Source organism: Microvirga alba, from assembly GCF_015694465.1.
Classification (GTDB): domain Bacteria; phylum Pseudomonadota; class Alphaproteobacteria; order Rhizobiales; family Beijerinckiaceae; genus Microvirga; species Microvirga alba.
Genome location: NZ_JADQDO010000002.1, coordinates 421,863 through 438,679 on the forward strand (window position 1 = coordinate 421,863; position 16,817 = coordinate 438,679).

Genomic DNA, 16,817 nt, shown 5'->3' on the forward strand with positions numbered 1-16,817 from the left:
TGGCGAAACCGGATCGTTGCCCCATGTCATGGGGACTTGCGCCTCAGCCGGATGTGAATCGAGGATCGTGATCATGCCAAGGTTTTTCCCTCATCGGCTGCGCGCCGCTCTGATAGGGCTGGGTCTGGCCCTCGGCCTCTCCGCCTGCGGCATCAACAATGTGCCGACCCTCGAAGAGAAGTCCAAGTCCGCCTGGAGCGAGGTGCAGAACCAATACCAACGCCGGAGCGATCTGGTTCCGAACCTCGTCGAGACCGTGAAAGGCTTCGCGCAGCAGGAGCGTGAGGTGCTGACCCAGGTGACGGAGGCCCGCGCGAAGGCGAGCCAGATCAAGGTCGATGCCTCCACCGTGACCGACCCGGAAAAGTTCCGCCAGTTCCAGGAAGCGCAGAATCAGCTCTCCGGCGCATTGGGCCGGCTGCTCGCCACCGTCGAGCGGTATCCGGAGCTGAAATCGAATGCCAACTTCCTCGCCCTGCAATCGCAGCTCGAGGGCACGGAGAACCGCATCGCGGTGGCGCGGCGCGATTATATCGAGACCGTGCGCGCCTATAACACCGAGCTTCGCACCATTCCCGGCCGCTGGATCGCCGCCGTCCTCTATCCCGACGCCAAGCCCATGGAAACCTTTACCGCGACCGCAGGCTCCGAACGGCCGCCGGCGGTGAAGTTCTAGTCGAATGGGCGCGATCACGCGCTGGCGTCCCTCCCCCTTACCGGGAGGGATCGAGGATGAGGGTCGGAAAGTCGGAGCGGCTTGCGGGATCCGGTGGGAGGGAAAGTGCACAGCGCTTCTCTTCGCGCTCCTTCTCCTCCTCATCCCCCTCGCTGCCCTCGCCCAAACCTTCCCGCCGCTCTCAGGCCGCGTGGTCGATGCGGCCAACCTCCTGAAGCCGGAGCAGAGGGCGGCGCTCGAGGCCAAGCTCAAGGCTTACGAGGACAAGACGAGCGATCAGGTGGTCGTCGCCACCGTACCGTCTCTCGAAGGCTACGAGATCGAGGATTACGGCAACCGCCTCTACCGCCAATGGCAACTCGGCCAGAAGGACAAGAACAACGGCGCGTTGCTTCTCGTCGCGCCGAAGGAGCGCAAGGTGCGCATCGAGGTCGGCTACGGGCTGGAGGGCGCGCTGACCGATGCGCTCTCCAAGGTCATCATCACCACCGCCATCGCGCCGCAATTCCAGAAAGGCGATTTTGCCGGCGGCATCAATGCGGGCACCGACGCCATGCTTTCGATCCTGACCGGCGATGCGGAGGAATGGCAACGCCGGGCGAAAGTTCGCGAGGATGAAAGCACGCCGATCGATCCGTTCATCACCTTCCTCCTCTTCCTGGTCGTCGTCTACACGATCCACCGTATGCTCAATGCCAGCAACACGAATGTCCGTTCAGGCGGTCGCCGCGGCGGCGGCTGGATCATTCCGATGGGCGGCGGCGGCTGGTCCAGTGGTGGCGGGGGATGGTCCGGCGGCGGCGGGTTCTCGGGCGGCGGCGGCTCGTCCGGGGGCGGCGGCGCCTCGGGGAGTTGGTAGAATGATCTCGGCAGAAGACCATGCCCGCCTGACCGGTGCGATCCGCGAGGCGGAGAGCCATACGGCGGGCGAGATCGTCGTGGTGGTGGCGGAACAGGCGAGCAATTATCGGTCGATCCCGGTCGTCTGGGCGCTGCTCGGCGCACTCCTCACGCCCTGGCCGTTGATCTGGATCACGAATTTAAGCGCCGCGCGCATCTTCTCGGTGCAGCTCGTGGTCGCGTTCCTGCTCAGCCTGTTTCTGTCCTGGCCGAGCCGGCGTTTCTCGCTCGTTCCGCGCTTCATCAAGCGCACCCGCGCCCGCGAGGCGGCGGCACGGGAATTCATCGGCCGAGGACTGACCCGCACCCGGGGACGGACCGGCGTGCTGATCTATGTCGCGCTGGCCGAGCACCATGCCGAGATCATCGCCGATACGGGCATCGCGGACCGGGTCGAGGCGAGGGCCTGGCAAGAGATCATCGACGCGCTCACCACCGCGATCAAAAACGGCCGGATCAGCGACGGGCTGTTCGAGGCGATTCAACGTGCGGGCGCATTGCTCGCCCAACACGCGCCGCCGCAAGCCGACGACGTGGATGAATTACCGAACAAGGTGATCGTGCTCTGATCAGAGGCCGCGGCTCTTCGCGGCTCCGAGAATGACGCCGGGCCTGTCATCGGTCGAGGTCTGCAGCAGCACGACATAGCCATCCGCATCGCCGCGCGCAGCGGCAAGCGGCACCTCGAAGCGAGCGGAGCCGCCGCGCCATTCGCCGACGCGGGTCATGCCGCGCACCACGTTGACATAGGTCACGGTGCGGCCGCCGTTCTCGCCCCTGCCGATGGGCACGGTCTTCGCGCGCAGGACAGGAAGCACCCACACCTCCGCGTCGCGCGCCGCGGTCTGGACGGCCCCGTCGATCGAGATCGTGACCGCGCCGTTCTGCTCCTTCAGCTCCACATCGACAGGCAGATGCGTGCGGCCCGCGGTCGTTTCCTGGATCGACCTTTCGATGCGCGCCCGGTCCGAGCCGATGCAGGGCTTCGTGCCGTTCACGATCATCTGCGGAGTATAGACCTGCCGGTCGCTGCGGGCCTGGGCATAGGACTTCTGCCGCTCGGTGAAGGCCGCATGCGCCAACGTGTCCTTCCAACCGAGATAGTCCCAGTAATTGACCGGGAAGGACAGGGCGACGATGTCGGGTTTTCCCGCAAGCTCCGCCAACACGGCGTCCGCCGGCGGGCAGGACGAGCAGCCCTGGCTCGTGAACAGCTCGACGACCGCGCGCGGCGGCTCGGCCCAAGCAGGCTGCATGACAGCGGCGGCAACAGCGACAGCCGCGAGATAATATTTCAGGCGTGAACCCATGATGACGCCATGGAACACGAAACCGCGCTCAAGGGGAACTCACTTTACCTTGAGCGGGCACGCGCCAGCGTCGGTGCATCCACAGCCATTGCTCGGGATTTTCGCGCACCCAGCCCTCCACGACGGAGGTCATCGCCTGCATCGCGCCCTGCACGTCGATCTGGCCGTCCGCGTCGCGGGGCAGATCGAGCGGCGGGGTCAGCTGGAGTCGGAAGCGATGGTTGGGCAGGCGAATCACCCGAACGCCATGGACCGGGCAGTCGAAGCGACGCGCGAACTTCCCCAGGATCGGGTTCACCAGCGCCGGACGACCCATGAAGTTCACCAGCACACCCCGGGTGAAATGCTGGTCGATGAGCATGCCGAGATGGCCGCCCTTTTCCAGAGCGCCCTGCATGGCGAAGGCCGCGCCCTGGCGCGCCGCCTCCAGACCGCCCATGGTCTCGCTGCGGATCTCGTGCAGCACGCGGGCGATGGCGGGATCATTGGGCGCCCGAAACACCGCCGTTGCGTCGAGCCCGAACCGGGCGGCGCAGATGGCGGGCAATTCCCAATTGGCGAGATGGGCGGAGAAGATGATGCCGGGCTTGCCGTCGTCCCGCAGGCTTAGGAAATGCTCGATGCCGTCGACTTCCGTGCGGCCGGGAACGGTGCTGTCCGGGTCGAAATCGAACAATCTGCCGAGATGCGGATATTCGCCGCCCGTGCGACCGAGGTTGTCCCATGCGCCACGCGCGATGGCCCGCACTTCGGCATCCGACTTATCCGGATAGACCGCGCGGATATTGGCGAGCGCCGTCTTGTGCGCGGGAAGCAGCGGCCCGATCGTCCGCGCCAGGGCCGCGCCGACCGCCCCGGAGCGCTCCGGGCCGAGCGCCCGCGCCACGGCGAAGACGCCGCGCACGAATCCGACCATGACGCTTTCGGTCAGGCGCGAGGCAAGGCTGCGGGAGCGTTGGGTGTGATGGGCCACAAATTCGTCCTGGCGTGAAAACAGACCGCCTCTTTCCGCGACTTCTGCGCCGCGTCAAGAGCCGGAGGCGCGCGGCAGCTTGTCGTAGACGGAGATCAGCGTCTCGCGCTCCCGCGTCCAGCTCAAGGCGTCGGCGGCGACAAGAGCCTGCCGTTTCATCCGGTCGATGGCCGGGCGGTCGAGGCCGTTGAGGGCGTCGGCGATGGCGACCTCGTCGACCGGCGTGAGGCGGCCGCATTCATAACGCCCCAGAATTTCAGCCATGTCGGGAAGGGGCGAGGTGATGACCGCCAGACCCGCCGTCAGGTACTCGAACAGCTTGTTGGGCAGGGCGAAGCGGTTGTGGCGGCTTGAATCCGGCAGGATGCAAAGGCCGATATCAGCCTCGGAAGCCTGTGAGACCACATGGCGCGGGGCAACAGAGGGTTCGAACCGGATGCGATCCGCCACGCCCTTCGACTCGGCCCGGGCCTTCAGGCCATCGAGATAGTTCGGAGCTCCTGATCCCCGCAGGATCAAGCGGAATTCGTCGCGCCAGAGGGGAACGGAATCGATGACGGCCTCCAGCCCGCGATTGTCGCGCAGGAGACCGTGGAAGAGAACCGCGATGGAAGAACCGACCGGACGGTATGGCGCGGGAGACGAATCCGGCACATTACGAACGACCGCCGGAACCGCGAGGCCGGGATACGCCTCCGTCAGCGCCTGGGCGATGCCGGGGCTGACCGTAATGACCGCATCGGCGGCGCGGATGCCGCGCTTCTCGATGGTCTTGACGTGGGCAAGCGCGGCGAGGCGCCATTTCAGGCTGTGCTCGTATTCGGCAATTGCCATTTCGTGGGTGTCGTAAACGATCCGCGACCCGCATTCCGCTTTGGCGTCGAGAGCCAGCGGCAGGGTGTTCCAATCGTTGGCGTGGACCGCATCCGGGCGGAAAGCGCGCAAAATCTTGCGGGCGCGGCGGCGGCCCTCATGAAGCCAGTAGAAGGCGTGCGAGGAGGCAGGCAGAAAATTCGCCGGAGCCTGGCGCAGAAGAATGCCCGCGCGAATGGCGAAGGGCGACGGCAGATCGGGCAGCAGGGCCACGCCGTAAGCCACGCCGCTCGGTGCGGGACCGTAGCCGACCAGCAGCACCTCGTGACCCGCCTGATGCAGGGTCTCGGCCGTTCGCAACACGCGCGAATCGCTGGCAAGGGGGTGGAAATCGAGAACGGCGATGCGCATGAACGGTCAATAATCCTTGGCAGGGGCGATAGACCCTGCTGGCAACATTGTCCAGTGACCTAACGTGAAGCACTCGACGTCCAGACGGCAAGTTTGTACAACGCCGGACCCTTTGCAGCGGCGAGATTGTCCCTGACCACTTCGAGCACACACCGCGTCCTCTATATCTGTTGTGAGCGTATCGTCGCCGGCAGCGCCGCCGCGACGCATGTGCACGAGATCTGCGACGGTCTGACAAGACGCGGCTACGACGTCACGCTGCAGGCGGAGCACGGCGAGGCCCGCAGCAACCTCGCGGGACAACTGGGCCGCTATGCCCGCGTTATCCTGGGCTCGCTTACCAGATTGCCCCGGGCCGACATCGTCTATTTCCGCTCGCATTTCGCCGCCTTCCCCATCGCCCTGGCAGCGTGGCTTTTGCGCAAGCCGACGATTCAGGAAATCAACGGCGTCTATGCGGAGGCCTTCGTCACCCATCCGCGATTCGCGCGCCTGAAGGGCGTGTTGTCGTGGATGCAGCGCCAGCAATATCGCTGGGCGAGCGCGCTCATCGCGGTCACGCCGCAACTCGTCGAATGGGGCTCCAAGGAAGCGGGACACACCCGCGCCTATCATGTGGGCAATGGCGCGAACACGGAGCGCTTCCGGCCCGAGGGGCCGAAGACGCAGCGGACCCTCCCTTATGTGCTGTTTTTCGGCGGCATGACCCGCTGGCACGGCGTCGAGGTCATGCTCGATGCGGTGCAATCACCCGTGTGGCCGGAAGGCGTCGATCTGCTGCTCGCCGGCCCCGTGGTCGATCCCAGCCTGAAAGCCCGCATCATGGACGCGCCGCCCCATGTGGCGTGGCTCGACCGGGTGCCGCAGGAAGAGCTTCCGGCCCTGATTCGCGGCGCGGTCGCAGCGCTGGTGCCCACCGTCGATCCGAGCGGGATCACCGCGCATGGCATCACGCCGCTCAAGCTGTTCGAGATGATGGCCTGCGGCCGACCCGTGATCGTCAGCGATTTCAAGGGCATGGCCGACCTGGTGCGCCAGGGGCCGGGCGGTCTGGTGATTCCCTCCGGCGACCCGGAGGCGCTCGCCCGCGCGGTCGGGACCCTCATCGCCGATCAGGCTGAGGCCGACGCGCTCGGCGCAGCCGGGGCCCGCATGATCGCCGCCGACCATTCCTGGGACGCCCGCGCCGCCGAGACGGCGCAGGTCATCGAGAGTGTGGTGAAAGGATAACGGCACCCGCCACTGTCATTCCGGGGCCGCGAAGCGGAGACTGGAACCCATAAGCGCCGACGTTTCCAAAGACGACGATACGGAAAAGACTGCGTTTCTTCCGAAAAGGTCAGCGTTTCTGGGTTCCGGGCGCTCGCGAACGCTCGCCCCGGAATGACGGTCGTCGAACTTCGAGCACCCTTAGAACGTCACGACGATCTTGCCGAAAGCCTTGCGGCTTTCCAGCCGTTCCAGCCCCTTTTGGAAATCGTCGAGCTTGAAGACGGAATCGATCACCGGGGACATGCCGCCCGCCATCTTGTCGAGCGATTCCGTGATGTTGCGCATGTTGCAGCCGAACGACCCGAAGATCCGGTATTGCTGCTGGAAGAGTTGCATCAGGTTCATGGTCGTCGAGATGCCCGACGTCGAGCCGCAGGTGACGAGCCGCCCGCCGCGCTTGAGGCAGAGAAGCGAACCATTCCAGGTGTCGACGCCCACATGCTCGAACACCACATCGACGCCTTTTCGCTTGGTGAGGCGGCGAACTTCGCCCTCGAAACGCTCGGTGCGGTAATTGATGACATGGTCCGCGCCGAGCGCCTTGGCCTTCTCACCCTTCTCGTCGTCGCCGACGGTGGTGAAAACCTCGCAGCCGATGGCCTTCGCCATCTTGATCGCCGCCGTGCCGATGCCGGAGCCGCCCGCGTGGACGAGGATCGATTCACCGGGCTCCAGCTTGGCGTTGTCGAACAGCATGTGTTGCACGGTGCCAAAGCCGATGGGCGCGCAGGCCGCGTCCTCGAAAGACACGTTCGACGGTACCGGGATCACGAGACGCTCGGGCCGGTTGATCAGTTCACGCGCGAAGCCGTCGATATGGAAGCCCATGATGCCGGCGACGTTCTCGCAGAGATTGTCGCGCCCCTCACGGCATGCCTTGCAGTGCCCGCAGGTCTCCGCGCCATACATGGTGACCTTGTCGCCGACCTTGAATTTCGTGACGCCGTCGCCCACGGCCGCGATCTCGCCGGAGGCTTCCACGCCCACCGCCTGCGGCATCTTGCGCTTGGCGAACGCCATGCCGCGAAAGCCCCAGACATCGAGATAGTTGAGCGCCAACGCCTTCACGCGGATCTGCACCTCGCCGGAGCCCGGAGGCGGCGGGGCGTCCATCTCGGTGATGCGAAGGTCACGGTCGCCGAAAAGCTGAAGGGCACGCATGGGGTGGGGTCCTTGACGGTCTTTTCCGGGCTTCACGGGGAAGCCTCTCGAAACGAGATCCCGAGACAAGCCCGGGGGATGGACATGAAACTTGAGCCAAGGCGATTAAAGCGCGGGCTGCCGGATGACAAGCTCTGCAGCTCTCTCAGTGCCATGGCTTACGCTGGAGGCGATCTGGAGTCGGGTTCAGGATGAGGCGCGAGCACCGCAACATTGTCATTCCCGCGTAGGCGGGAACCCATATCCGCCGACGGAGCCTCATCGCGCTGCGACAGAGGCTATGGATCCGGCCTTCGCCGGGATGACGGGCAGGACTTTACCGATGCACGCCGATCATCGAGGTGAGGCCGCCGTCGAGGGGGAGCACCGTGCCGGTCATGTAGGCGGCGGGTTCGCTCATGAGGAAGGCGGCAAGCCCCGCGATTTCCTCCGGCTTGGCGAAGCGGCCGGCCGGGATCTGCTTTTCCATGTTTTCGCGATAGGCGGCGTAAGGGGCCATCATGTCCGTGTCGATGAAGCCCGGAGCGATGACGTTGACGGTCACACCGCGCTTGGCCGTCTCGATGGCGAGCGTGCGGCAATAGGACAGGAGCGCGCCTTTCGAGGCCGCGTAGGCCGCGTTACCGGGGTTGCCCTGGAGCGCGGCGACGGAGCCGATGGCGACGATGCGTCCGGCCCGCGCACGGATCATGTTCCGCATCAGGGTCTTGGCGATGCGAGTCATGGACCAGAAGTTCACCTGCATGGCGGCTTCGGCCTTGTCCTGCTGCATCATGGCGGCAAGCGCGTCGTAAGGCTGGCCGGCATTGTGCACGAAACCGAAGAAGGTCTCGGCTTCGATGCTCTCGCAGAAATCCTCCAAAGCCGCCTTGTTGGCGAGATCGAGCGCGTGCGCCTTGATGGAGCGGCCCGGGTGCGCCGTCATCAGCTCATCGGCCAGCTCAAGCGCAGCGCCGCCCGAGGAGCGATAGGTGAAATCCACGTCGTGGCCGGAAGCGGCCAGCGCCCGCACGATCGCCGCGCCGACACCCTTGCCGCCGCCTGTCACAAAAACACGGGTCATGGATCAATGCTCCGACAGAGTGCCCTCCCCCTTATGGGGAGGATTTAAGGTGGGGCGCACCGCAGGATGGCGCGTTTGTTGAAGACCAGCGGTCGGCGTTACTTCGGCTCCGCCCCGAACACGAGGCAGGTGTTCTGGCCGCCGAACCCGAAGGAGTTCGAGAGCACGTAATTGACGGAAGCATCCCGCGCCACGTTCGGCACCACATCGAGCGGGATCGCCGGATCCGGCACGTTGTAATTGATGGTCGGCGGAATGCGCCCCGTCGCGATGGTGAGAAGCGACATCACCGCCTCGACCGCGCCCGCCGCGGTCAGCGTGTGCCCGATCATCGACTTGTTCGACGAAATCGGCAGGCTGGCCATGCGCTCGCCGAACACCGCGGTGCAGCTCATGGCTTCCATCTTGTCGTTTTCCGGCGTCGAGGTGCCGTGGGCGTTGATATAGCCAATGTCGTCGGGCGACAGGCCGGCATCGGAAAGCGCGTCCCGGATCGCCGCGATGCCCGGCGCACCGTCCGGGCTGGAGCGGGTGCGGTGGAAGCCGTCGCCCTTTTCGCCGCAGCCGAGCACATAGCCGAGGATTGTCGCGCCGCGCGCCTTGGCGGATTCCGCGTTCTCCAGAACAAGCGCCGCGCCGCCCTCGCCCATGACGAAGCCATCGCGGTTCTTCGAGAAGGGTTTTGAGGCCGCGTCCGGGTTGTCGTTCTGCGTCGAGAGCGCCGAGAGCAGCGAGAAGCGGATCAACGATTCCGGGTTCACGGAGCCGTCGGTGCCGATGCAGAGCGCCGCATCCGTTTCACCACGCCGGATCGCCTCGACGCCGAGCTGGATTGCGGTCGCGCCAGACGAGCAGGCAGTCGAGAGCGAGATCGGCGAACCCTTGGTGCCGAATTTGTCGGCGACCCGGTCGGCGACCGTGCCGAAAATGAAGAGATCGTGCCACGCCTTGAACCGGCCCTCGGAAGCGGCCTTCAGGACATCGGCATAGGTCACGTCGCCCTGTTGGCCGGAAGCCTTGGCCAGCGCCTCGCGCTGCGGCCATTCCATCTCGACCGGCGGCACGGCGATGAAAAGCGCCCCCGGGAAGTCGGCCGTCGCCAATCCCGATTGCCCCACCGCCTCCTCGGCCGCGAGAACGGCGAGGCGCTCGGAGAGCATGGGCGCGCAGAAGGGATCGACCTGAACGTTGTCGATGGTGCCCGCGATGGTGGTGCGCAGGCCATCGACCGGGAAACGGTTGATGCGGTGAATGCCGGATTTGCCCGCCGTCAGCGCGGCCCAGGTGTCGTCCTTGCCCTGGCCGATGGAGGTGACCACGCCGATGCCGGTGACGGCAACGAGCGGACGGCCTTGTTTGTCATGAGCCATGCCGTTCTCCTCAACCCGCCTTGGTGAGCCGCACGGCCCCTTCGCCGCGCCAATGCCCGATGGACGTGACCAGCGCGTCGGACGCCTGTCCCTTCGCGATCAGCGCCGCTGCGATCGCAACGCCTGCGGGAGCCTGCGCCTCCATGGTGTGGCCGATGACATCGGCCGTCGCATAGACCGCCGCGTTCGGCGCGAAATCCTTCAAGGCGGCCTGTTCGTCTTCCGTGATACCCTTCACGCCGGTCGCGCCGGACAGAACGACATCGGGCTTTGCACCGAGGGCGGCAGCTTGCGCCTGCAGCTTCTTCCCGACGCTGCCCGGCCCGCGCCGATGGCGGTCGGATGTGATGCCGGTGACAGAAGCAAGTGCCGTTGCACCACGCGTGGCGGCGTGCTCGCGGGATTCCAGAACCAGGAAGCACGCGCCGCTGCCGAGAATGAGGCCGCCGCCGTCAGCGGGGCGGTCCCAGACCGGGCGATGCGGCTTCTTCCAGAGGAAGCCGCCCATTTCGTAGATCAGAAGCGCGTCGGGGCGCTCGGCATTGTAGGCGCCGCCCACGAGGAAGATGTCGTTCTGGCCCGAGGCGATGCGCGATTGCGCCACGCGCAGGGCGTCGACGCCGCTCGATTCCTCGCCCATGAAGGTCCGCGAGGCGCCGGTCACGCCGTGAACGATGGAGATGTTGCCGGCCAGAAGGTTCGAGAGCTGCGCCAGAAACAGGGTCGGACGCAGGTCGCCCATTAGGCGCTCGTTGAGGAACACGCCCGGGTTTTCGGCTCCGCGAAGCCCCGTGAGGATCTGCCCGTCAACCGCATAATCCCGCTCGCCGCCGCCGGCGGCCACGATCAGGTGCATGCGGCTCTTGAGGGCGGCGTCCTCCTTGACCCCGGCGGATTCGAGCGCGAGGCCCGCCGCGTAGCAGCCGAGCTTCTGCCAGGGCTCCATCTGCCGTTGGTCGGATTTCTTGGCTATCTGCTTGTCGTAATCCGGTGCCGCCACCGGGTGCACCGGATAGGGCGCGAAGGTTTCGAGGTCCGTGCGCGGGGATGAAGTCGTCAGGGCCGCCAGATGGGCGTCCACGCCCTCGCCCGCGCAGGAGATAAGGCCAATGCCGGTTACAACGACGTCACGCATCAAGCGGTCTCCGTCAACAGGCCGATACGGCGCGCCTGCGCCCGCATGAGGCCATCCATGCCTTCAGGAAAGGGCATGATCCTGAACCGCAACTCCGCGTCGCAGATCGGCTTGCCCTCGGCGGCAATCTTGGCTTTCGTCACCGCATAGCCCGAGCCCTCGTGCTCCAGCTGCGCAGTGACGGTCAGAACCGTGCCCGGACCCACGAAGGTGCGGAAGCGCGCCTTGTCGACGCCCATCAGGAACGGCATGTGGGTGAAGTTCATCAGGCCCAGCACGAGATAGCCGGAGGCCTGGGCCATGGTCTCGGTGAGCAGGACGCCCGGCACGAGAGGATGTCCGGGGAAATGTCCCTCGAAGACGGGACTTTCCATCGGCACGGTCGACGACACCTCGATCCGCTTCGCGTCGCGGTCGAGGATCGTCACCCGATCGATCATTTCAAAATATTCGAGGCGCATCCGGATCCCGAACCACTTCCTGGTGAACCTGCCCATGTCGCCCCGGCCGGGTCAAGCAAGGATCAAGGAATCCACGAGGGCAAGCTCTTGATGGATCGCCTCTCCGAGCCGGCTTCGAAAGCCAGCCCGCCGGGGTGCGACATGCGCGGTGTTTTTAAGCGGCCTTCGCGGCGATCAACGCGTCGATGCGCGCCACGAGGTTCTTGAGAACGAAATATTCCTCGGCCGGAGCCTTGCCCTCGTTCACTTCCTGCGTCCACTGCTCGAGCGGCAGCTTGATGCCGAAAGCCTTGTCGATGGCAAACGCGATGTCGAGGAAGGCCAGCGAGTCGATGCCGAGATCGTCGATGGCATGGCTTTCCGGCGTGATCTGCTCGCGCGGAATGTCGGCGGTCTCGGAAATGATGCCGGCGACGGTCTCATAGGTGGACGACATAGCGCCGCTCTCCTGCAAATGCGTGGTCTCGACGGTGCGGCGCTGCCCGGCCTGAAAGCCCGATCTTCTGCCGCTCTTCACGTCAAAGAAGGATGTCTCGAAACGCACCCCTTACACGACAGGTCGCAACGCGGCAACTGATAGGATGACTTTGGCCTGTGCGTCGGGATCTCGACGCGAACCCCGCTCGACCATGCGAGATCGGTTCTTCCTCTTGGGAAGATCTTAAGCTTCAGCCCCAGGCCGCCCTCGTTTTGAGCGAAGAGGACCACAAGTCATAAACCTCAGGTTGCTCTAACGCGGCGACAACGACGTTGTCGCTCACCGTATATCCTTGCAATCAATAATGTTATTAAGTAACTATAACCTGCTAATGCCTTTCCGTATCACCAAAAGCCCATTCGTTTCCCAGCCTGGCGTCTCAGACCTTTCTAATTCGGACCGCGACAATGGTAGATTTTCCTAAAGAACAATCGATTTGGGCCGTCAGCCTCGAGGCCGTGAGCCCGATTCTCGTGGTCGATTACGCCGAGAACTACAATAACCATGCCGTGGCTTTGGGCTTCCCGACATTTTCGGGCATCCCGCGCGGCTCGAATTACAGCCCCTACTTTGGCAGCGAGCGCGGCGACGTGCTCAGGGGTGGCTCGGAAGACAACGCCTATTACGGCTGGATGGGCAATGACAGGCTCTACGGCAACGGCGGAAATGACTATCTCGCGGGCGAGGCCGGAAACGACAAGCTCTATGGCGGCGCGGGCGACGACATTCTCAATGGCGGCAGCGGCAACGACACCTTGAACGGCGGTAGCGGCAACGACACCGCCTATTTCCTTGGAAACACCAATATTAAGGTCAGCCTCGCCACGACGAAGGCTCAAAATACCGGCCAAGGCAAGGACGTGCTGATTTCGATCGAGAATCTGGTCACCGGCGACGGCAATGACCGGCTCAACGGATCCGCGGTCGCCAATGTTCTGATCGCCAACAAGGGCGACGACACCCTGGACGGGGGCTTCGGCAACGACAGGCTGACCGGCGGAGCCGGAAAGGACGCCTTCGTGTTCAGCACGGCCTTGGACGCCAGCGCCAATGTGGACACGATCACCGACTTCAGCGTGAAGGACGACATGATCCACCTCAATCAGGCGGTGTTTTCCGCGCTGGGGGCAGGCGCATTGTCCGCCGCTGCATTCTGCGTTGGGGCGACGGCGCAGGATGGCGACGATCGCATTATTTATGACGCTGCGACGGGCGCGATCTCCTACGATCCCGATGGCAGCGGCAGCGCCGCGCAGATCCTGTTCGCCACGGTCAAGGCAGGCCTTGCCCTCTCCCAGAGCCATTTTCTGGTCATTTGAGGGCCACGCCGGAGAGCCCCCGCGTCACCGGCTTTCGTGAAACATTGATTAATCCTCGCCTATCGTCGATAAGTGCGTCGCAAAGGCTCGAGAGCCTGACGCTTGCACGAACTCTCGCAATTGGACCGACGTGATCAACAGGTTCCTCAAACCTGAAGTCCGCTATGCGCGGCGCATGGCCCGGATCGCCCGATGGGACAAACCCGTCGAGGGCAGCGCCGGTCGCGTTCGCGCGTGGGCGAACATGCTTTTGGTCGATCACGGCGTGTTTCGCCTCGTCTATCTCAACAAGCACCGGGTTTCCGACCGCCTCTGGCGCTCGGCCCAACCCGCGCCCTACCAGATCGCGCGGCTGAAGGCCGAGGGCGTGCGCACCATCATCAATCTGCGCGGCGGCCGGGAGCACGGATCCTGGCAGCTTCAGAAAGAGGCCTGCGACAGGCTGGGCGTGCATCTCGCCGAATTCATCGTGCGCTCCCGCGAGGCCCCGAGCCGGGAAACGCTGCTGACGACCAAGGACTTTTTCGACAACATCGCCTATCCCGCCATCTTGCACTGCAAATCGGGCGCGGATCGAGCCGGTTTCGTGGCGGCTCTCTATCTGATCGTCCACGAGGGCAAGACAGTCGATGAGGCCTTAAGCCAGCTCTCAGTGCGCTACGGCCATTTCCGGTTCTCGAAGACCGGCATTCTGGATGCGTTTTTCGAGTCCTACCGCCGCAACGGCGAGGCGAAGGGCATTCCGTTCCTGACCTGGGTCGAAACCGAATACGATCCCGAAACCCTGGAGCGGGAGTTCCGCCCCGGTTTCTGGTCGAACATCCTCGTCGACCGGATCATGCGGCGGGAATAGCCCTGAGCCAAAACCGGCTTTTCGGTCGGATCATGCGGCCGGCGTCGCAGGCTCCGCGTCGTGCGAGAGCTGCAGCCGGTGGAGGCGGGCATAAGTGCCGGCCTCGGCAATCAGGGTCTCGTGCGAGCCCATCTCGACAATCCGCCCCGCCTCCATCACGACGATCCGGTTCGCATCGCGCACGGTGGAGAGCCGATGGGCAATCACCAGCGTCGTGCGGCCCTGCATGAGCTTTTTCACCGCGTTCTGCACGAGGCGCTCGGATTCCGAATCGAGGGCGCTCGTCGCCTCGTCGAGGAGCAGGATCGGCGCATCTTTAAGGAAGGCGCGGGCCAGCGACACGCGTTGGCGCTCGCCGCCCGACAGACGCCCGCCGCCGGTTCCGACGAGGGAATCGTAGCCTTCCGGCATCTTCATGATGAACTCATGGGCGGCCGCCGCCTTCGCCGCCGCGATGATGTCCTCCTCGGACGCGTCCGGCCGTCCGAAGGCGATATTTGCCCGCACCGTGTCGTCGAAGAGGACCACGTCCTGGCTGACCACGGCGATGGCGGCGCGCAGGCTCTTCAGGCTCACGTCGCGCACGTCCTGCCCATCCACGAGAACGGCCCCCTCGGTGACGTCATAAAGACGCGGCACGAGGGACAGGAGCGTCGATTTGCCCGATCCGGAGCGTCCGACGAGAGCCGTGGTGCGGCCCGCCTCCGCGACGAGATCGATGCCGTCGAGCGCGACCGCGTCGTCACGATAGGAAAAGCCCAGATTCGAGAAGCGGATCTCGCCTCCGGTCACGACGAGCGGCCGCGCGCCGGGCTTGTCCTTGATCTGCGGCGCTTCGTCCATGACGGCGAAGGTGCGCTGCAGGGCGGCGGCGGCCTCCTGCACGATGGCGTTGAGGTTACCGAGCGCGCGGATCGGCTGGGCTGCCAGGATGAGGGCGCTGACGAAGCCGGTGAAATCGCCGACCGTGCTGCCGCCGGAGACGATGCGCTGGCCGATCAGCACCAACACCGCCGCCACGGCAAAGCCCCCGCCCGCTTCGAGCAGCGGGTCAAGCCGCCCGCGCGCATTGGCCGCCTTCATCTTCAGCTTGCGCACCTCGTCGAAGGTGTGCGCCGCCTTGCCCTTGAGATAGCCCTCGAGCCCATAGGTCTTGGCAATGCGCGTGCCGGCGAGGCTCTCGCTGATGAGACTTGCCATCTGGCCGGTCTGCTCCTGGGTCGAAATCGCCACGCGCCGCAGCTTCTTGCCGATCTTCCCGATGGGATGGGCAATGAAAGGCACGGTGACGCCTGCGACGAGCGTCAGGACCGGGTCGATCCAGAGCATCGCGCCGATCAGGGCGATGATCGTGGTGACCTCGCGCAGGAAAACCGTCGAGAGGCGCGTCAACGCCTCCTTGATGAACAGGAAGTCGGTGGTGAAGCGCTGGGTCAGGGCCGCGGGGCTCTCGCGGCCGATCTGGGCGAGATCCGCCTCGATCATGTGGCCGTAGAGGGACGTCTGCATATCCGCCTCGATCCGCGTCACGACCTTGTTGGTGAGGATCGTCAGCGCCAGGAGCGAAAAGCCCTTCACCGAGGTCACCCCGATGACGAAGAGCGGCCCCAGCAGAATCGCCGTCTGGTCTTTCGCGGAGAAGGCGTCGAACGCCTCCTTGATCAGGACCGGGTACAGGCCCGTCGCCCCGGAGACGAGGACGACCAGCACGAGCACCATCGCCAGCGTCTTGGCATGCGGACGCATCCAGTCCCGCCACAGGCGGCGGATCAAGGGAAGGGTATCGCCCCGGAAGAGGCTTTTGCGGGCCATGTATCGCTCCACGATGAGCGGCTTCGGGTAGCACGCGGATCGTGGAGCGGCAAACCGCGGGCGGTTTTCGGGATCAGAAGAAAAGGAAATCCGACCAGGAAAGGGCCGTTCCGGCCTTGAGGGTCGCAATCGTCACGGCCGCCTCGACGCCGCTGCCGTCCCGGTCATAGGAGAGCGTGCCGGTCGTCTGGTCGTAGATGATCCGATCTTTTTCCGAGAGCGCTGTCGGGCCGAGGCGGAACTGCTCCTCCGCCAGATGGCCGATCGGGAGATTGAGGCGGCCATCCTTCTCGGTCCGTCCGAACGTGTCGGTTTTCAGCACGAGATCGACCGCGTTGAAATGCTTGTAAGCCAGGAGGATCCTGTCGCCCTGCTTATGAGAGAAGTCCATGATGCGATCGATGTTGTTGCCGCCGGGAGCCCGGTCGAACAAGAAATAGTCCGCGCCCTTGCCACCGTAGAGAACATCCCGTCCGGCCCCGCCGCAGAGAAGGTCGTCGCCGCCCTTGCCGTAAAGCGTGTCGTTGCCGTTGTTGCCGTAAAGATCGTTCGGGCCATTGCCCGCGATGATCCGGTCACTCGCCGCATTGCTGATGTATTGCTTGGGCTCAAAGGTCAGCGAGTCGAGATCGTGCCCGCCATATCCAACCGTTCCCGCTGTCCGAACCGCCATCGCAACCCCCGAAATGTTTCTAAGTTACATTTTCTCGACGAATAGAAGAGATGCCTCCCTGTGTCCAGTCATGCACGCAAAGGTAGCGGCAACGGCCATTCGCGCGGGACCGGATCGTCGTGAAATCGGGATCCTGG

17 protein-coding genes are annotated in these 16,817 nt (G+C 64.7%); 6 read left to right on the forward strand and 11 right to left on the reverse strand.

Annotation, left to right across the window (positions count from 1 at the left end; translation table 11 throughout):
• Positions 1-73 precede the first annotated feature (73 nt).
• From I2H38_RS06295 to I2H38_RS06305, 3 genes are read left to right on the forward strand one after another with little or no spacing between them, the layout of a single operon-like run.
• Positions 74-676 carry a LemA family protein gene (locus I2H38_RS06295; protein ID WP_196270968.1) on the forward strand — a complete coding sequence of 201 codons (603 nt, stop codon included), beginning with the start codon at positions 74-76 and terminating at the stop codon, positions 674-676.
• Between the two features lie 4 nt (positions 677-680).
• Positions 681-1,535: a TPM domain-containing protein gene (locus tag I2H38_RS06300; protein ID WP_196270969.1), complete on the forward strand. Its 855-nt coding sequence runs from the start codon at positions 681-683 to the stop codon at positions 1,533-1,535.
• Between the two features lies 1 nt (position 1,536).
• Entirely contained in the window at positions 1,537-2,145 is a 609-nt protein-coding gene (locus I2H38_RS06305) for a TPM domain-containing protein (RefSeq protein ID WP_196270970.1), read from the forward strand.
• On the opposite strand, the gene I2H38_RS06310 is transcribed toward I2H38_RS06305, so the two are convergent.
• The 3 genes from I2H38_RS06310 to I2H38_RS06320 are packed head-to-tail and all read right to left on the reverse strand — an operon-like array spanning position 2,146 to position 5,083.
• Complete coding sequence (locus tag I2H38_RS06310) at positions 2,146-2,886, reverse strand: DUF1223 domain-containing protein (RefSeq protein ID WP_196270971.1); 741 nt, start codon at positions 2,884-2,886, stop codon at positions 2,146-2,148.
• Between the two features lie 28 nt (positions 2,887-2,914).
• Positions 2,915-3,859 (reverse strand): lipid A biosynthesis lauroyl acyltransferase, encoded by a 945-nt coding sequence (locus I2H38_RS06315; protein ID WP_324617354.1) that lies wholly within the window; start codon positions 3,857-3,859, stop codon positions 2,915-2,917.
• 54 nt (positions 3,860-3,913) lie between these two features.
• Positions 3,914-5,083, reverse strand: coding sequence for a glycosyltransferase family 4 protein (locus tag I2H38_RS06320; RefSeq protein ID WP_196270972.1), 1,170 nt, complete (start codon positions 5,081-5,083; stop codon positions 3,914-3,916).
• A 126-nt stretch (positions 5,084-5,209) separates the two neighbouring features.
• Between I2H38_RS06320 and I2H38_RS06325 the strand changes: the two genes are divergently transcribed.
• Positions 5,210-6,313 carry a glycosyltransferase family 4 protein gene (locus I2H38_RS06325; RefSeq protein WP_196270973.1) on the forward strand — a complete coding sequence of 368 codons (1,104 nt, stop codon included), beginning with the start codon at positions 5,210-5,212 and terminating at the stop codon, positions 6,311-6,313.
• 180 nt (positions 6,314-6,493) lie between these two features.
• Here the strand turns inward: I2H38_RS06325 and I2H38_RS06330 are convergent, their stop codons facing one another.
• The 6 genes from I2H38_RS06330 to I2H38_RS06355 all read right to left on the reverse strand — a co-directional run bounded on the left by I2H38_RS06330 (position 6,494) and on the right by I2H38_RS06355 (position 11,981).
• Complete coding sequence (locus I2H38_RS06330) at positions 6,494-7,516, reverse strand: zinc-binding dehydrogenase (RefSeq protein WP_196270974.1); 1,023 nt, start codon at positions 7,514-7,516, stop codon at positions 6,494-6,496.
• A 316-nt stretch (positions 7,517-7,832) separates the two neighbouring features.
• Positions 7,833-8,579, reverse strand: coding sequence for an SDR family NAD(P)-dependent oxidoreductase (locus I2H38_RS06335; RefSeq protein ID WP_196270975.1), 747 nt, complete (start codon positions 8,577-8,579; stop codon positions 7,833-7,835).
• 98 nt (positions 8,580-8,677) lie between these two features.
• Entirely contained in the window at positions 8,678-9,949 is a 1,272-nt protein-coding gene (locus I2H38_RS06340) for a beta-ketoacyl-ACP synthase (RefSeq protein WP_196270976.1), read from the reverse strand.
• A gap of 10 nt (positions 9,950-9,959) precedes the next feature.
• Entirely contained in the window at positions 9,960-11,084 is a 1,125-nt protein-coding gene (locus I2H38_RS06345; protein WP_196270977.1) for a beta-ketoacyl-ACP synthase, read from the reverse strand.
• Positions 11,084-11,545, reverse strand: a complete 462-nt coding sequence (locus I2H38_RS06350) for a 3-hydroxyacyl-ACP dehydratase FabZ family protein (protein ID WP_196271334.1) — start codon at positions 11,543-11,545, stop codon at positions 11,084-11,086. The genes I2H38_RS06345 and I2H38_RS06350 overlap by 1 nt, the downstream gene beginning before the upstream one ends.
• A 154-nt stretch (positions 11,546-11,699) precedes the next feature.
• Positions 11,700-11,981 (reverse strand): acyl carrier protein, encoded by a 282-nt coding sequence (locus tag I2H38_RS06355; RefSeq protein WP_196271335.1) that lies wholly within the window; start codon positions 11,979-11,981, stop codon positions 11,700-11,702.
• A 449-nt stretch (positions 11,982-12,430) separates the two neighbouring features.
• On the opposite strand from I2H38_RS06355, the gene I2H38_RS06360 reads away from it, so the two are divergent.
• A complete protein-coding gene (locus I2H38_RS06360; RefSeq protein WP_196270978.1) occupies positions 12,431-13,342 on the forward strand; it encodes a M10 family metallopeptidase C-terminal domain-containing protein in 912 nt (303 codons plus the stop codon).
• A gap of 130 nt (positions 13,343-13,472) precedes the next feature.
• Complete coding sequence (locus I2H38_RS06365) at positions 13,473-14,195, forward strand: fused DSP-PTPase phosphatase/NAD kinase-like protein (protein ID WP_196270979.1); 723 nt, start codon at positions 13,473-13,475, stop codon at positions 14,193-14,195.
• Between the two features lie 30 nt (positions 14,196-14,225).
• On the opposite strand, the gene I2H38_RS06370 is transcribed toward I2H38_RS06365, so the two are convergent.
• Positions 14,226-16,007, reverse strand: a complete 1,782-nt coding sequence (locus I2H38_RS06370; protein WP_196270980.1) for an ABC transporter ATP-binding protein — start codon at positions 16,005-16,007, stop codon at positions 14,226-14,228.
• 73 nt (positions 16,008-16,080) lie between these two features.
• A complete protein-coding gene (locus I2H38_RS06375) occupies positions 16,081-16,680 on the reverse strand; it encodes a calcium-binding protein (protein WP_196270981.1) in 600 nt (199 codons plus the stop codon).
• Positions 16,681-16,817 lie beyond the last annotated feature (137 nt).

Excerpts from the sequence above, each read along its gene's own strand:
- I2H38_RS06295 (WP_196270968.1), top strand. The coding sequence starts at position 74 with ATGCCAAGGTTTTTCCCTCATCGGCTGCGCGCCGCTCTGATAGGGCTG.
- I2H38_RS06300 (WP_196270969.1), top strand. The coding sequence starts at position 681 with ATGGGCGCGATCACGCGCTGGCGTCCCTCCCCCTTACCGGGAGGGATC.
- I2H38_RS06305 (WP_196270970.1), top strand. The coding sequence starts at position 1,537 with ATGATCTCGGCAGAAGACCATGCCCGCCTGACCGGTGCGATCCGCGAG.
- I2H38_RS06310 (WP_196270971.1), bottom strand. The coding sequence starts at position 2,886 with ATGGGTTCACGCCTGAAATATTATCTCGCGGCTGTCGCTGTTGCCGCC.
- I2H38_RS06320 (WP_196270972.1), bottom strand. The coding sequence starts at position 5,083 with ATGCGCATCGCCGTTCTCGATTTCCACCCCCTTGCCAGCGATTCGCGC.
- I2H38_RS06330 (WP_196270974.1), bottom strand. The coding sequence starts at position 7,516 with ATGCGTGCCCTTCAGCTTTTCGGCGACCGTGACCTTCGCATCACCGAG.
- I2H38_RS06335 (WP_196270975.1), bottom strand. The coding sequence starts at position 8,579 with ATGACCCGTGTTTTTGTGACAGGCGGCGGCAAGGGTGTCGGCGCGGCG.
- I2H38_RS06340 (WP_196270976.1), bottom strand. The coding sequence starts at position 9,949 with ATGGCTCATGACAAACAAGGCCGTCCGCTCGTTGCCGTCACCGGCATC.
- I2H38_RS06345 (WP_196270977.1), bottom strand. The coding sequence starts at position 11,084 with ATGCGTGACGTCGTTGTAACCGGCATTGGCCTTATCTCCTGCGCGGGC.
- I2H38_RS06350 (WP_196271334.1), bottom strand. The coding sequence starts at position 11,545 with ATGCGCCTCGAATATTTTGAAATGATCGATCGGGTGACGATCCTCGAC.
- I2H38_RS06355 (WP_196271335.1), bottom strand. The coding sequence starts at position 11,981 with ATGTCGTCCACCTATGAGACCGTCGCCGGCATCATTTCCGAGACCGCC.
- I2H38_RS06360 (WP_196270978.1), top strand. The coding sequence starts at position 12,431 with ATGGTAGATTTTCCTAAAGAACAATCGATTTGGGCCGTCAGCCTCGAG.
- I2H38_RS06370 (WP_196270980.1), bottom strand. The coding sequence starts at position 16,007 with ATGGCCCGCAAAAGCCTCTTCCGGGGCGATACCCTTCCCTTGATCCGC.
- I2H38_RS06375 (WP_196270981.1), bottom strand. The coding sequence starts at position 16,680 with ATGGCGGTTCGGACAGCGGGAACGGTTGGATATGGCGGGCACGATCTC.